At 59.7% G+C, this 14471-nt stretch carries 14 protein-coding genes; 6 read left to right on the forward strand and 8 right to left on the reverse strand.

Annotation, left to right across the window (positions count from 1 at the left end):
• Nucleotide 1 precedes the first annotated feature (1 nt).
• Genes SB749_RS00360 through SB749_RS00385 form a run of 6 tightly spaced genes read left to right on the forward strand, consistent with a single transcriptional unit; the run spans nucleotide 2 to nucleotide 7540 of the window.
• Nucleotides 2-1009, forward strand: coding sequence for an ABC transporter ATP-binding protein (locus SB749_RS00360; RefSeq protein ID WP_410708466.1), 1008 nt, complete (start codon nucleotides 2-4; stop codon nucleotides 1007-1009).
• Nucleotides 1006-1824, forward strand: coding sequence for an ATP-binding cassette domain-containing protein (locus SB749_RS00365; protein WP_410708467.1), 819 nt, complete (start codon nucleotides 1006-1008; stop codon nucleotides 1822-1824). Before SB749_RS00360 ends, SB749_RS00365 begins: the two co-directional genes overlap by 4 nt.
• 5 nt (nucleotides 1825-1829) lie before the next feature.
• On the forward strand, nucleotides 1830-2945 hold the full coding sequence (menC, locus tag SB749_RS00370) for an o-succinylbenzoate synthase (RefSeq protein ID WP_410708468.1): 1116 nt from the start codon (nucleotides 1830-1832) through the stop codon (nucleotides 2943-2945).
• A complete protein-coding gene (locus tag SB749_RS00375) occupies nucleotides 2942-4429 on the forward strand; it encodes an amidase (protein WP_410708469.1) in 1488 nt (495 codons plus the stop codon). The genes menC and SB749_RS00375 overlap by 4 nt, the downstream gene beginning before the upstream one ends.
• Before the next feature lie 28 nt (nucleotides 4430-4457).
• Nucleotides 4458-5990 carry an amidohydrolase family protein gene (locus SB749_RS00380; RefSeq protein ID WP_410708470.1) on the forward strand — a complete coding sequence of 511 codons (1533 nt, stop codon included), beginning with the start codon at nucleotides 4458-4460 and terminating at the stop codon, nucleotides 5988-5990.
• Nucleotides 5987-7540, forward strand: coding sequence for an ABC transporter substrate-binding protein (locus SB749_RS00385; RefSeq protein ID WP_410708471.1), 1554 nt, complete (start codon nucleotides 5987-5989; stop codon nucleotides 7538-7540). The genes SB749_RS00380 and SB749_RS00385 overlap by 4 nt, the downstream gene beginning before the upstream one ends.
• A 122-nt stretch (nucleotides 7541-7662) precedes the next feature.
• Here the strand turns inward: SB749_RS00385 and SB749_RS00390 are convergent, their stop codons facing one another.
• The 8 genes from SB749_RS00390 to SB749_RS00425 all read right to left on the reverse strand — a co-directional run bounded on the left by SB749_RS00390 (nucleotide 7663) and on the right by SB749_RS00425 (nucleotide 14469).
• Nucleotides 7663-8232, reverse strand: a complete 570-nt coding sequence (locus SB749_RS00390; protein WP_410708472.1) for a cysteine hydrolase family protein — start codon at nucleotides 8230-8232, stop codon at nucleotides 7663-7665.
• Nucleotides 8233-8443: 211 nt separating this feature from the next.
• Entirely contained in the window at nucleotides 8444-8761 is a 318-nt protein-coding gene (locus tag SB749_RS00395; protein ID WP_410708473.1) for a hypothetical protein, read from the reverse strand.
• A gap of 11 nt (nucleotides 8762-8772) precedes the next feature.
• Entirely contained in the window at nucleotides 8773-9450 is a 678-nt protein-coding gene (locus SB749_RS00400; protein ID WP_410708475.1) for a hypothetical protein, read from the reverse strand.
• Between the two features lie 677 nt (nucleotides 9451-10127).
• Nucleotides 10128-10778, reverse strand: a complete 651-nt coding sequence (locus SB749_RS00405) for an energy-coupling factor transporter transmembrane component T family protein (RefSeq protein WP_410708476.1) — start codon at nucleotides 10776-10778, stop codon at nucleotides 10128-10130.
• Nucleotides 10775-11503 (reverse strand): energy-coupling factor ABC transporter ATP-binding protein, encoded by a 729-nt coding sequence (locus SB749_RS00410; protein ID WP_410708477.1) that lies wholly within the window; start codon nucleotides 11501-11503, stop codon nucleotides 10775-10777. Before SB749_RS00410 ends, SB749_RS00405 begins: the two co-directional genes overlap by 4 nt.
• Nucleotides 11500-12156 (reverse strand): biotin transporter BioY, encoded by a 657-nt coding sequence (locus SB749_RS00415; protein ID WP_410708478.1) that lies wholly within the window; start codon nucleotides 12154-12156, stop codon nucleotides 11500-11502. Before SB749_RS00415 ends, SB749_RS00410 begins: the two co-directional genes overlap by 4 nt.
• Before the next feature lie 182 nt (nucleotides 12157-12338).
• Nucleotides 12339-13922: a glutamine-hydrolyzing GMP synthase gene (gene guaA / locus SB749_RS00420; RefSeq protein WP_139908708.1), complete on the reverse strand. Its 1584-nt coding sequence runs from the start codon at nucleotides 13920-13922 to the stop codon at nucleotides 12339-12341.
• 109 nt (nucleotides 13923-14031) lie between these two features.
• Nucleotides 14032-14469, reverse strand: a complete 438-nt coding sequence (locus SB749_RS00425; protein ID WP_172170792.1) for a DUF3817 domain-containing protein — start codon at nucleotides 14467-14469, stop codon at nucleotides 14032-14034.
• Between the last annotated feature and the right edge of the window lie 2 nt (nucleotides 14470-14471).

Here is a 14471-nt window from a genome sequence, read left to right on the forward strand (position 1 = left end):
AATGAACAGTCTGTTGGAAGTCGTCGATCTAAGGACCAGCTTCGACACAGAACGCGGCAACGTCACAGCTGTCGACGGAGTATCTTTCTCCGTCGCACCCGGTGAGGTTGTCGGCATTGTCGGAGAATCGGGCTGCGGGAAGAGTGTGACCGCCGAATCGATTCTGCAGTTGCTCGACCCCTCATCGACAAGCTATTCGGGCCAGATCCTCTTCGGTGGAGACAACCTCCTTCGCCTCAATGAAGACGCGTTGCGCAAGATCCGCGGCAATAGGATCTCGATGATATTCCAAGACCCAATGAGCGCACTCAATCCTGTGTTCACCATCGGCGACCAGCTCACGGAAGCCATCCTCGTCCACAAAAGGATTGGGAAGCGACGTGCACGCGCACTCGCAGTCGAGTTACTCGAAAAGACAGGGATACCCGAACCAGGGCGCCGCATGCGACAGTATCCTCACCAACTTTCCGGCGGGCAACGTCAACGAGTCATGATCGCAATGGCACTTTCTTGCGAACCCGAGCTGCTCATCGCCGACGAGCCGACTACAGCATTGGACGTTACGACCCAGGCCCAGATCCTCAAGCTCCTCATCGAACTCAAAGATGAATTCGATGCGGGGATTCTCTTCATCACCCACGACCTCGGGGTCGTGGCCGAGATCTGCGATCGGGTGGTAGTCATGTACCTCGGCGAAGTCGTCGAATACACCGATGTTCACACCTTGTTCAACAATCCTGCCCATCCTTACACCCGTGGGCTGATGGGGTCGACCCCTGGCGTCGACGCAGATCCCGAAGTCGATCTGCCTATCATTCCCGGAGCAGTCCCCACACTGCATCACATTCCACAGGGATGCCGCTTCGCAGAGCGCTGTGCATTGGTGCTTTCAGAATGCCGGCAACAGACCATCGAACTCGAAGTCCTGTCCGACGACCACGCATCACGTTGCATTCGCAGCGAAGAACTCGCCACCGGGGCCTCAATGTCAAACGGAGGCGTCCGATGAAATCTGAGCAATCGGTACTCGAAGCACACCACTTGTCCAAAACCTTCTCGACGAGATCCTTCCTGGGGCGCACCACTTCCGAAAACCGCGCGGTCGACGATGTCAGTCTGTCCCTGAACGCGGGACAGACTTACGCTCTCGTCGGAGAATCGGGATCCGGAAAGTCGACTACCGGTCGGATGTTGCAAGGGCTCATCACGCCGACCTCTGGCCATGTCACAGTCAGAGCTGCCGATGGATCTACCGCCGTGCAGACGACTGCCCGAGCTAATCGAGACGTCCAGATGATATTCCAGGACCCCTACTCTTCCCTCAATCCCAGACGACGGATCCGAGGAATCCTCGAAGAGGCGTTACGCATCGTCGGAGAAAAGGATCCTTCAGTATTGCGGACAAAGGTCGATGAGGCGTTGAACGCGGTGGGGTTCTCAGACGAACATGCACAGCGTTACCCTCACGAATTCTCTGGGGGCCAACGGCAACGCATCGGAATCGCTCGGGCACTGGTCGTCAACCCCAAGATCATCATCTGTGACGAACCCGTTTCTGCGCTTGACGTTTCGATTCAGGCTCAAATCCTCAATCTGTTGCGAAAGCTACAGGCCGATCTCGGCCTCTCCTACCTGTTCATCACTCACGATATGTCTGTCGTCCGATATCTCTCTCACCGAGTCGGAGTCATGTACCACGGCCGAATTGTCGAAGAAGCCGATACGCCAAATCTCTTCGCTGCCCCGCAGCACGAATACACCAAACGACTCTTATCCTCCGTCCCGATCCATCATCCGTCCCTACGAACTTCAGCGAAGGCCTGACACCATTGATTATCGAAAAGATCGCCGTCCGCCGGGCAAGCCTCAACCTCATCACCCCGTTCACCACAAGCTTCTCCACACAGACAAACCGTGACTTCCTCATCGTCGAAGCAACCTCGGCAGATATCACCGGATACGGCGAATGCGGAGCATTCGCCTACCCGTACTACTCGGAGGAATATACGTCAGGGTGCGAACTGGCCGTCACTGAACTTTTGATTCCTCTACTCAGAGGAGCCGACATTTCACACCCAGACGAGGTCCGGGAACGTTTGGCCCCGATCAAACGCAACAACATGGCTAAAGCAGCCGTCGAAGGTGCCGTTTGGGACCTATGGGCGAAAATGCAAGGTGCCTCCCTGGCCAGCGCCATCGGCGGATCGAAACATGCCGTAGACGTCGGAATCAGTATCGGTATCAACGACTCTCCGACCGAACTAGTGGATGTTGTGTCTCACGCCATCGACGAAGGTTTTGCTCGGATCAAGATCAAGATCAAACCCGGTGCAGACCTGCCGTTCCTCCGGGCAGTGAGAGCAGAATTTCCGGATGTCCCGCTGATGGCTGACGCCAACAACGCCTACAATCTGGCCGACCTCGATCACCTCCGCCAGCTGGATACGCTCGACTTGATGATGATCGAACAGCCCCTGGCACATGATGACATCGTCGATCACCGCCACCTCCAGCAAGCACTGAGGACTCCGATCTGCCTCGATGAGAGCATCCATTCTCTTAGCGATGCCCGCAAAGCAATCGAGTTGGGAAGCTGCCGCATCATCAACATCAAGATCGGACGAGTCGGAGGAATCAGTGAAGCAAAAGACATCGAAGCGCTCTGCCGCGAAGAGGGAATCGACGTCTGGTGCGGAGGCATGCTCGAGTCCGGCATCGGTCGCGCACACAATCTGGCGATCGCCTCACTTCCCGGATTTACTCTGCCTGGAGACACCGCCCCCTCAGCACGCTATTGGAACAAAGACATCATCATCCCTGAAGTAACAATGAATCGCGGCTGTGTTGCTGTACCCACTGGGCCAGGTATCGGTTTCGCCGTCGATCACGCGATGCTCGACGAAATCACCACCGGGATCCGAGAATTCGAGGTCGATGCCCGATGAGTACACAGACACTCCAGTCGGACGACGTAATCGGGTCGACCGCAACCGGTCTGACAAGGAGAATCCACGCCGGTACTATCACCGCAACCGAAGTGGTCGCCGCATTCCTCGAGCGAATTGCCAAAGTGAATCCGACCGTCAATGCTCTGCTCGACGTCCAACCGGATCGCGCCATGGCGGAAGCCTCACGAATCGACAAGCTCGACCCGGCTCAACGACGGCAGATGCCGCTGGCCGGGCTACCGGTAGCAGTCAAAGATCTCATTCCCGCTGCCGGCTTTCGCCATACACAGGGAAGTTCGATCTTCGCTGGCAGAATTGCGTCACGCGATCATGCTGTCGTCGAACGCATGAAGCACGCTGGCGCGATCGTCGTCGCAAAGTCCAACACCCCAGAGTTCGGCCTCGGTTCACACACTTTCAACGAGGTCTCAGGCCTGACTCGCAATCCCTACGGCCTGAATCATTCCGCCGGAGGCAGTTCCGGCGGCGCAGCGGCGGCACTTGCAGCACGGATGATCCCGATCGCCGACGGCAGCGATACAGGCGGTTCGCTGCGTAATCCCGCGTCGTTCTGCAATGTTGTCGGATTGCGGCCCTCTTTGGGAACTGTCCCAAACTTTCCCAACGGCTATTCCTATGGCTCCCTCTCAGTCAAGGGACCGATGGCAAAGACTGTGAGAGATGCCGCGCACTTACTGCGTGCAATGTCAGGTTTCTCGCGTAAAGATCCCTTCTCCTTTGCCACAGAAACCGCTGAACTCGAGGAAGTTGCGGGCTCTGACTTCGGTTCACGGCTAGGTGCTTCGCAAATCTCTGCGGCGTACACCTTGGACTTCTCAGGCATGTTTCCAGTCGAAGAGGAAGTCAGAAGAATTACAGAGGCAGTAGTCGACCAATTGCGCTCGGATGATTTCCGCATCAAGAACACGCATCCCAGCCTCCCTTTTGCGAAGGAGTCCTTTCGCACCCTACGTGGCCTGCAGATGCTGGCGACCCTAGGGCCCCTGTCCGACGAACACAAGGCTGAGATGAAGGACGACGCTCTGTGGAATGTTGAAGTCGGTCGACAGGTAACCGGGGAAGAGGCTTCGTCTGCATTGCTCGGTCAAGCTCAGACGTGGTCGTCGATGGCTGACTTCCTACAGAACTACGACGTGCTGATAACACCGACTGTGCAGGTGCCGCCGTTCGCAGCTGAGATGCGTTACCCGCGCACTATTAACGGCGAGACGATGTCCGACTATCTCGAATGGATGACGTTGCCAAGCATTATCACGACAACCAATCATCCTGCGGTCTCAGTACCCGTAGGCTTCACCGATTCTGGGCTACCCGTTGGGCTTCAGATCATCGGCCGGTTTCGAAGCGAAGGTCGGTTGCTTGAGATAGCCAAACGCGTTGAGGACCGAATTGGCTCCTGGGCGGTTGCTCCGACGATCGACACCACTGCGCAGGCCAACCGTTTCCCACACATCAGCTGATTGAAGAGCTTGAAAGGAAGCCTCCCCCATGACATCACAATGCCAGACTCTTATCATCGGTGGGCGCGTGGTAGATCCCCGCAACGGCATCGACGACGTTCTCGCAGTCGGCATCACCGATGGCCAGATCGTACATGTCGGTCCCAATACAGTTCCAGCAGAACACACGATCGATGCCGCGGGACTTGTCGTATCTCCCGGATTTATCGACCTCCATTCACACGCACAGAATCAGATCGGCCATCTGTTGCAGGCATTCGATGGAGTAACCACAAGTCTCGAGCTCGAATGCGGTGCTGCTCCATTTCTGCATTCTCTCAATGCAGCCGAGGCTGAGGGCCGCTCGCTCAATTACGGCTACTCCGCGTCGTGGCTGTTGTCACGCATGATCGTCATGGAGGGCATGAGCTCCTCAGCTGTCGAAGATCTACCCACACTCCCCCTCGATATCTTCGGCGCGCTGCAGGCCAAACAGTGCTGGCAGAAACCGGCGACTGCAAAACAGATAGACGCAATCATCGACCTCGTTGCGGAACAGCTGGACCAAGGTGCCATCGGAGTCGGCGTCTTGCTGGGCTATGCTCCGGCGGTCGACTCAGTGGAGCTTCAGGCACTTGCGGAAATGGCTGCAAAACGCCGCGCTCCACTGTTTGTTCACGTCCGCTACGGTGCAAACGTCGCAGATCACTCAGCTGATGAGTCAGTCGCTGAGCTCATCGAGCTCTGCGAGCGCACGGGTGTACAGATTCACATCTGTCACTTCGCGAGTTCGAGCGCCGGTGCCGGAAATGGACCGGCTAACCTTCTGAAAGCGGCGATCGAACACGGCCTGCCTATCACCACCGAATCGTATCCGTTCGAGTTCGCCTCGACAGTCATCGGTGCGGACTTCCTTTCTCCAGAAATTCTCGAAAACAGCGACACACTGGCATCCACCATCACCTATCTGCCTCTGAACGAGAAGGTCGCCACCTATTCGAGGCTAGCTGAGTTGAGAGACCAGGACCCTGGCGGACTGTGCCTCATCCAATACTATGGTCCGGGCCAATCGGCAGGTGTCGACGAACTGATGTCGACGTTATCGTTTCCGGGAGCTGCTTTTGCCTCTGATGCCATGCCGCTGACGGCTATAGATCGTGCAGATTCTAAAACCCGCTTCCCCACTACATTGCCTGTACCAACAGGTTTCGCGGTACATCCGAGAAGCGGCTCCTGTTTCATCCGGGCACTCACCTGGTTACACCGGGACACCCATGCTATGAGTTTGAGTGAAGTCATCTCGCGTTCCAGCGAAATTCCCTCGCGTATTCTCAGTAGAACTGCTCCCAGTTTCGAGTCCAAGGGCCACCTTGGTGTAGGGGCCGACGCCGATATCGTCGTCTTCGACCTATCTGCCGCAGAGCCTCATGCCGACCCTGTCCCGGTTGGTACTGCGCAAGGTGTTGTCCATCTATTCATCAATGGCGAGCAACTCATCGATCAAGGGCAATTAGGGACCACGTCCCAGGGCCGCCCCGTATTCGCCAGCAACTCAACAGCTCAGCAGGGAGATGCAGAATGAGACGAGTTCTCCTATGTGCAATTCTGGCACTGTCATTGCCACTCTCGGCCTGCATGGGCGGTGGCCTGGGGGATGCCCAACGAGGAGATGGCAATAACTTCACCATTGCTTGGAATGCACAGCCTCCGACCCTCGACCCCCTGATGACAACGTCAACGGCGACGCGAGACATTGCGCGCAACTTCTTCGAGCCTCTCATCACGCTCGACTCTGAAAACAAAGTCAAACCTGTTTTGGCAAAGTCAGTGTCGCTATCCGATGACGGAACGCTCGTACGGTTCAAACTCCGCAGCGACGTGAAATTCCACGATGGTTCGATGATGGAAGCTTCCGATGTTGTGGCCTCGCTCAACGCCTGGATTGAGAAGGCGTCTGTTGGACAGCTGTTCTTTTCTAAAGCAGAGGTATCGTCGCCGGCCAAGGACGAAGTCGAAGTCCGATTGCCCGATCCACTCTTCATCGCATTGACTCTCTTGGCCGATCAGGGACAGCTGCCCGGTATCCAGCCCAAAGAAATTCTTGGCGAGGCTGGATCTGACCCAGTCAAGGAATTTATCGGAACCGGTCCGTACATGATGAAGAAATGGAACACTGATCAGTACGTTCAGTTGGCCCGATTTGACGATTATATATCGCCTGAAGGAAAGGCAGATGGGACTGCGGGTCAGAAGCGAGCCGCCTTCGACAACATCTTCTTCTATTTCGTCAACGACCCTTCCACGAGAATGTCAGGCCTTCAAACAGGCGAATACGATGCGGCGAACGCTCTACCTCCGGACAACATCGACATGCTTGAGGGCGACGACAATATCTCCGTCACAACCGGAGATAATGGTTTTAACGCAGCGATCTTCAACAAGAAGACCGGTGTGATGTCTGACCCGAATATGCGCCGTGCGGTGTTGGCCGCGACAAACATCGACGACGTCCAGAAGGCAGCCTTCTCTCAAGACAAACTCTTCGACACGAACGGCGCGCTGATGCCGAAGTCCTCCGAATGGTACTCGAACGAAGGCTTGAGCGAATACAACAATCCTAATCCTGAACGAGTTGCTGAACTGCTCAAGAAGGCTGATTACAACGGAGAGCCAGTCCGAATTCTCACCTCCCGCGAGTACGAAGAGCACTACAACAATGCCGTAGTGATGAACCAGGAACTCAATGAGGTCGGAATCAAATCGCGACTGATCGTCACGGACTGGGCCACTGTCCTTCAGAACAGGACCGACGAATCAAGTTACGAAATCTTCATCACCGGTTTCTCACCGACTTCGACTCCACTGACTCAGGTGTTCTTCGACCCTGTATGGCCTGGTTGGACAGATAGCCCCGAAATCGAAGACGCATTCGACAAAGTAATCCATGCACCTAGTAGTGATAGGGCCGTCTCAGCCAAAGACAACCTGCAGAAGGCGTTCTATGACTATCTACCGGTGCTGAAGTTCGGAGGGAGAACGACGACCACAGGCATCAGGTCGGGGTTCAGCGGCCACGTATTCACCGCCGCGTCGGGCGATATCTTCTATAACGTCCACCCTGATGAAGGTTGAGGCGCGAGGGTCCACTTGATTCGCCGAGTTCGCCGACCGCTCATGTTGCCGTCTCTGTATCAAGCCATACGGCGTGCGTTCGACGCTGAGGTGAGCATTAGGCGTAAACGGGCAAGCCGCACTCAGCCGAGGCCAGCAGTCCAGTCCTGGACAGTCGTCACTGTCGCCTGCTTCGGGAACACCTTCTCGGTGAGCACCGTGTGGACCTCGGGGTCGCGGTCGGCGCAGGCGTCGGAGAGCACTGTGAGTTCGAAGTCGAGATCGGCGGCCTGACGCACTGTCGAGAGCACGACACCGCTCGTGGCGACTCCGGCGAGCACGAGAGACGAGGCCCCGTAGCCGCGCAGCAGCACCTCGAGATCGCTGCCGGTGAAGGCGCTGATGCGACGCTTGGTCACGATCGGCTCACCCTGATGCCGGTCGAGGGTTTCATGGATGCTCGTCGAGGCGTGGGTTTCGTCGACGTCGCCGTGGGCGGCGATCTGCGCAAACGATGCCGTTGCGGCCAGTTCCGGATGTCCTTCGCGCAGGGCCACTCGCACCCAGACGACGGGGATGTTGTTTCCGCGGGCCGCGGCGACGGCGTCCCGTGCACGTTCGAGCACTCCGGTTGAGGCGAAAGCGTCGTCTCCGGCGATGCCGTTCTGGAAATCCATGGCCAACAGGACAGTGTTCTCGGCGCCGGTCATCATGTCTCCTTCGGTTCGGACGGGGTTCGCCCCGTCTCTCGCCGAGGCTACTCCTCACACCGGATGGTCCGCTGAGTCCCGACTCAAGGCCGGCTGAATCTCACACGCCTCTGTGGCGGAGGCAGTTGCCAAGTGCGACGCACGGGTGAACAGAAGCGAGCGGTCCGTGCCTTTCGACGCGGACCGCTCTGTCAAACAGTGCGACGACGGCTTGTCAGCTGTAGGCCCCGATCGTGACCTGCTCTAGGCTCTCGTTCGGATTGGCACCGTATAGACGAATCAGATCAGTTTGCCGTGGGGTGTCGAACGGATGGATTTCTTCATTGTCGATCTCAACGAACAGTTCAGCAGGGCGCCCGTTCTCATGTCTCTTAACCCAGTCCAATGCTTCCCGCACATTGTCGACGTCGGAGAGGACGAAGGCCTGGAGCCTCCAAGCAGTTGTTCCATCGCCTTCCCAGAAGTTGACTCTGTACGTCGGCTCGTCATCCACGTAGGAGCATTCGGAATGAACTGTTTCGTGGGTTCTCATTTCGATCCGTTTCAGTCGATTGGAGCAAAGGTGACCGTAATCTCTTCGCTCACACCCTTGCTTGAAGATTGCGGATCACCATCGTCGCCACATCCCACCCATTTCGTCTTCCCATATTCCTTCTTTGTTGGCGGGGTTGACATCTTATAACCCTTCGGCGGCGTCATTTCGGCCCGGGCCCAGCCCTGGAATCGTCCTGCCCCTTCGCTGCAGGGGACTCCCCGGTTGTTCGCGATCTTTGACTTGTTTGAGTTGTTGACCATGCCGGCGGCCCACTGTTTGTTGTTTGGGCTTACACGAATCAACGAATAGCTCAACCCGAGGGACGAAACGCTTGCCTTTCCTCCGCCGCCATATTTGCAGTTCACAGTGGCAGTTCCGTTGATCGTTCCTTTCACATGATGTGAGACGTGGACATAATGGACTTTGAGATGGCAACCTACGTAACGGCCTTTTGCCTGCGGGCTGGCAGACTCAGCTTTTGAACCGTCCGGCTCAAGGATCTTGACCGAAGATTGACCGTCGGTGTATTCGACAGCGCCCTCGGATCGTTTTTCGGTCAGTGTGGACGTAGAGCCTGCTGACTGCGGTTCCCCTTGATTGGCAGTCGAGTTGGCGTGCGCGGGGCGCAGGCTGATAAGCGCGAGTGCGCAGGCGAGAGGGACAGCGCAGAGTGCTCGTGTGCGCATTGCTTTGGGGATCCTCAACGTTATTATCTATCTGTCAGGGGATATGACGTCAATCACGCTATCGAGGGGCTCACAGCTCTGCAACCACAGCATCCCGACAACGTCACATGTTGCGAAAATGTAATTTTTAAGAAATGGCTACGCGAGCCGTTAGTTCACAATAAAAGCAGGCTGTTACCCGTACTCGACTGTTGGTAACGATCGCAGCTGTGTAACAGAATTGATGATGCTCTGTTGGGTTTCATGTCGTGGATTGTCACTCATCATGCCTCCCACTATCCGGCGATGCGCATCGTGGCGTTGTGGTGCACCGCCGCCTAGTCTCCCGCCCACAGCGACCGACTGCATCTTGAGCCCCGAAGCGTCGATGACTGGTGCCGCCCCAGCCGCCCCGCAACGCGAAGGAACTTGTGCTCGATGCGGGTTCACAGGTCGTTCCGCTTAGTCATCGCCCGTACCTACTGCGATTCGCGGCGGCCATTTTGTTTCGTAAGTCACAACCCCATCGCGGCGACTTGCGTCGACCTCCATTAGCCCCAGTAGGGCAGAGCCCCTCCCACAGTGAACGTATCTGGAGCAGGAGATCACGGGCCTCAGTCTGCCTGGGAGCAAACTACTGCACTGGCCACGACACGATACCGCGTCCGCTGACCACAACAGCGGTTCGCACTACGAGCTCAGTCCACGATGCCGCGGGCGTCGAGTGCCCGTCCGGTGTCCTGTGCATACTTGACCGACCGCAGGATCGCCGGCACCACTCGGGCTTTGAGGCTCGAGTCCAGTCCCCTGGCGCGGGCGGCGCGTTCGGCTTCCCCGAGCAGACCGGAGATATGCGAGATCGCGCGCACCATGAGACTCGCGGTCAGCGCGATCGTTTCGGGGGTCGCGCCGACGAAGCGCAGAGGTGAGACCAGAGTGGTGAACGTGTCGAGCAGCTGCGCGACCGATGTCGTCAGGGTGAGGATCAGTGCCGCCTGCACACAGGCGAACACGGTCCCGCCGACAGCCAGCCCCGACTCCATGGACCCGAATAGGTACTGCAGTCCCATGACGATGGCGACGAGCACCGCCACGTAGATCCACGTGCGCAGGAAGTTCTTCACCCGCAGCCGGGCGGTGAAGCCGATGACGACGAGAGCGGCGAACATCGACCAGTTGATCGCCGCATCGCGGAAGATGAGCGCGACGATGCCGATGACGGCGATCACCGCCAGCTTCACTCCCGTCGGCACTGAATGCAGCCATCCCCGAGGATGCGCCACCTTCCCGAAGAGCTGCGGCCGAGCCTTGATGCCGGCGTTCTTCCGCCACGTCACCGCCTGGGTCATGGCGTATCGCTCATGATGAGGGTCCGGTAGGCGGCGACCGCCTCGGCAGGGGCGGCATCAGCCACGATCCGACCGTCGTCGACAACGATCGCGCGCTGGGCGATCTGCGCGAACTCGAGGTCATGGGTGGTGAGGATGATGCGCACCCCGCGCCTGGCCACGAGCTCCTGGAGATGCACGCGCAGCCGCTCCTTGTTGCGCAGGTCGAGCAGGGTCGTCGGCTCGTCGAGGACGAGGATCTGCGGATCCACCGCAAGCACCGCGGCCAGTGCCACGAGCTGACGCTGACCGCCGGAGAGTTCGTAGACGCTGCGTTCGGCCAGGTCGGCGATGCCGAGCTCGTCGAGCACCGCCAGGGCCGCTGCCCGCCTCTCACGCTTGGGCACGGACTTGCGCAGGGACAGTTCGATGTCCTCGATCGGGGTGGGCATGACCAGCTGCGCGGCCGGATCGGTGAAGACGAAGCCAACCATTGAGCGCACCTTCGCCGCCTGCCGGCGCGGGTCGAAACCGTCGACGAGGACCTCTCCGGCGTTCGCGGTGACCAGCCCGTTGAACAGTTGCAGCAGGGTCGACTTCCCCGAGCCGTTGGCACCGATGACGGCGACGACATCCTCGGTGAGGGTGAGATTGACGTCTTGGAGGATCGGGCGCACGACATCGCCGTCGGGTCCGTCGTCGAGGACTCCGACGCCGACGTCGCTCAACCGGATCTCACGTGTCACTTCGCGCCCTGTGCCTGCCCGGCCGACACCGATTCGACGCTGATGCCGCGACGGCGCAGCACATCGGGGAATGCGCGGTGGATGAGCACCGCCACCGAGGCGGCCAGGATGTTCTTCACGATGTCACCGGGCCAGAAGGCGAGGTCCGCGACCGCAGCCACGCCGAGCGGCAGATCGCCGTTGATCGACATGCCGAGAATGCCCAGCGGGTGGTTGAGCAGGAGACTGCCGCCGAAGCCGCCGAGGAACAGCACCACACCGAGCTTCATTCCGCTGAAACGGCGCACGGCCCAGCGGGCGATGAGTCCGGCGAGGAGAGCATAGAGCGCGAAGGAGAGGATATAGCCGGCACTTGGTCCCGCGAGCACGCCGATTCCGCCGCGCATTCCCGAGAAGATCGGGAGTCCGACGAGACCGAGGACGACGTAGAGCAGGGTGGCTGCGAATCCGCGCCAGGGTCCGAGCACCATCCCACACAGGGCGATCGCGAAGGTCTGCAGAGTGATCGGCACACCGAGAGGACCCACCGGAACAGGAGGCATCATCGCAAAGGCCGCGAGCATCGCCGCGAAGACCGCGACGAGGGCGATATCGCTGCCGGCCGAGCGAGGACGGGTGAACCCCGCCGAGGTGGTGCTGTGGGTCGGTGTCATGAGTACTCCATTGGTCGTGATCCTCCCCGACGGGATCGGGGACGCCCGAGGCGGCCTCGAGCACCCTCCCACTGTAACTGAACGGTGTTCAGGAGCGGTATTCGGGGTCGCGGTCGAGGCCGCCTCGGCGAGGGTGTCCCGCACGTTCACGTGCGCAGTGCCCCCTCAACGGTCGCGGAGGATCACTCCCATTCGATCGTGCCCGGAGGCTTCGAGGTGACGTCGAGGACGACGCGGTTGATGTCGTCGACCTCGTTGGTGATGCGGTTGGAGATCACGGAGAGCACATCGTAGGGGATGCGCGTCCAGTCAGCGGTCATCGCGTCCTCGCTCGAGACCGGGCGCAGCACGACGGGGTGGCCGTAGGTGCGGCCGTCGCCCTGGACGCCGACGGAGCGGACGTCGGCCAGGAGCACGACCGGGCACTGCCAGATCTCTCCGTCGAGGCCGGCCTTCGTCAGCTCTGCGCGGGCGATCGCATCGGCCTTGCGCAGGATGTTCAGGCGCTCCTCGGTGACCTCGCCGATGATGCGGATGCCCAGTCCGGGGCCGGGGAACGGCTGACGGGAGACGATGACCTCGGGCACGCCGAGTTCGCGGCCGATGGCGCGGACCTCGTCCTTGAACAGGGCGCGCAGGGGTTCGATGAGCTGGAACTGGATGTCATCGGGCAGGCCGCCGACATTGTGGTGGCTCTTGATGTTCGCGGTGCCCGATCCGCCGCCGGATTCGACGACATCGGGGTAAAGCGTGCCCTGGACGAGGAACGCGATCTCTTCGCCTTCGCCTTCCTGAGCCTCGAGCACGAGGTCGGCGGCAGCGGTCTCAAAAGTGCGGATGAACTCGCGACCGATGATCTTGCGCTTCTCCTCCGGGTCGGTGACCCCGGCGAGCTGGGACAGGAACTGCTCACGCGCATCGACGGTGACCAGGCGGACGCCGATCGAATCGACGTAGTCCTTCTCGACCTGGACGCGTTCGTCCTGACGCAGCAGCCCATGATCGACGAACACGCAGGTGAGCTGGTCGCCGATGGCCTTGTGGACGAGCGCTGCGGCCACGGAGGAGTCGACCCCGCCGGACAGACCGCAGATGACCTTCTTGTTGCCGACGCGGGCGCGGATGAGTTCGACCTGCTCGTCGATGACGGATTCGTTCGTCCAGTCGGCGGTGAGGCCTGCGACGTTGAACAGGAAGTTCTCGAGGATCTTCTGCCCGTTCTCCGAGTGGAGGACCTCGGGGTGCCACTGCACGCCGGCGAACCTCTTCGCCGCGCATTCAAAGGCCGCGACGGGAGTGTCAGGGGTGGAGGCGAGGACGTCGAAGCCGTCGGGCGCCTCGGCGACGGAGTCTCCGTGGGACATCCAGACCTTGTAGTTCTCGGGGGTCTCGGCGAGCAGCGAGCCGGTCTGGGACACGGAGACCGGGGTCGATCCGTATTCGCGCTTGTCGGTCTTGGCCACGCGTCCGCCGAGCGCGGTCGACATGAGCTGGAAGCCGTAGCAGATGCCCATCGTGGGCACTCCGAGGTCGAACACGGACGTGTCGAAGCTCGGGGCGCCGGCGTCGTTGACGCTCGAGGGTCCGCCGGAGAGCACGATGGCTACGGGGTTCTTCGCGGCGAACTCGGACGCCGGGGCGTCGTGGGCGATGATCTCCGAGTACAGGCCGGCTTCGCGGATGCGGCGCGCGATGAGCTGGGCGTACTGGGCGCCGAAGTCGACGACGAGGACGGGGGGCACCTGCGTGCTCTGGGATTGCGTCATGATCCAATTCTAAGCGTCGCCGACCAGACGCCCGAATTCGGGTCGTGCTCCACTCGCAGGGCGGATGCGCGCGGGTCGGCGGGCCGCCTCGGCCAAGGCGGGGTCCCTCTCAGGACTTGGGGGCGACGACGACGGCGGCTTCGAGTTCGGCGTCGACCTGGCGGTGGATGCGGCGCTCCAGGATGAACGACATCACGGGCACGACTCCGGCCAGGGCGAGGATGAGATAACGGCCGAGGCTCCAGCGCATCTGCTGGTTGAGCCAGAAGCAGCCGATGAGGTAGACGACGTAGCACCAGCCGTGACAGATCGCGATGGCCGCGGCGAGGTTGAAGCCGCCGAAGTTCAGGGCGGTCTCGGCGTCCGCGGCGATGAGGTACTTGTAGATCATCTCGACCGTGAGGATGAGCAGCATCGTGCCGGTGATGAGCGCCATCACGCGGTAGAACTTCAGCGCGTTGCGGGCCGATGTGAAGCGTTTGACGCTCCAGACGTTGTTCTCATCGAAGTCGGGGCGGGAGTCCAAGGACTCGTGTTCTTCACTCACGC

The sequence above is a fragment of the Brevibacterium sp. SIMBA_078 genome (genome assembly GCF_046534565.1).
GTDB lineage: Bacteria > Actinomycetota > Actinomycetes > Actinomycetales > Brevibacteriaceae > Brevibacterium.

What these genes read in the sequence shown, in the direction of transcription:
- SB749_RS00360 (WP_410708466.1), top strand. Translation starts at nt 2, where the DNA reads ATGAACAGTCTGTTGGAAGTCGTCGATCTAAGGACCAGCTTCGACACA.
- SB749_RS00365 (WP_410708467.1), top strand. Translation starts at nt 1,006, where the DNA reads ATGAAATCTGAGCAATCGGTACTCGAAGCACACCACTTGTCCAAAACC.
- SB749_RS00375 (WP_410708469.1), top strand. Translation starts at nt 2,942, where the DNA reads ATGAGTACACAGACACTCCAGTCGGACGACGTAATCGGGTCGACCGCA.
- SB749_RS00380 (WP_410708470.1), top strand. Translation starts at nt 4,458, where the DNA reads ATGACATCACAATGCCAGACTCTTATCATCGGTGGGCGCGTGGTAGAT.
- SB749_RS00385 (WP_410708471.1), top strand. Translation starts at nt 5,987, where the DNA reads ATGAGACGAGTTCTCCTATGTGCAATTCTGGCACTGTCATTGCCACTC.
- SB749_RS00390 (WP_410708472.1), bottom strand. Translation starts at nt 8,232, where the DNA reads ATGATGACCGGCGCCGAGAACACTGTCCTGTTGGCCATGGATTTCCAG.
- SB749_RS00395 (WP_410708473.1), bottom strand. Translation starts at nt 8,761, where the DNA reads ATGAGAACCCACGAAACAGTTCATTCCGAATGCTCCTACGTGGATGAC.
- SB749_RS00400 (WP_410708475.1), bottom strand. Translation starts at nt 9,450, where the DNA reads ATGCGCACACGAGCACTCTGCGCTGTCCCTCTCGCCTGCGCACTCGCG.
- SB749_RS00405 (WP_410708476.1), bottom strand. Translation starts at nt 10,778, where the DNA reads ATGACCCAGGCGGTGACGTGGCGGAAGAACGCCGGCATCAAGGCTCGG.
- SB749_RS00415 (WP_410708478.1), bottom strand. Translation starts at nt 12,156, where the DNA reads ATGACACCGACCCACAGCACCACCTCGGCGGGGTTCACCCGTCCTCGC.
- guaA (WP_139908708.1), bottom strand. Translation starts at nt 13,922, where the DNA reads ATGACGCAATCCCAGAGCACGCAGGTGCCCCCCGTCCTCGTCGTCGAC.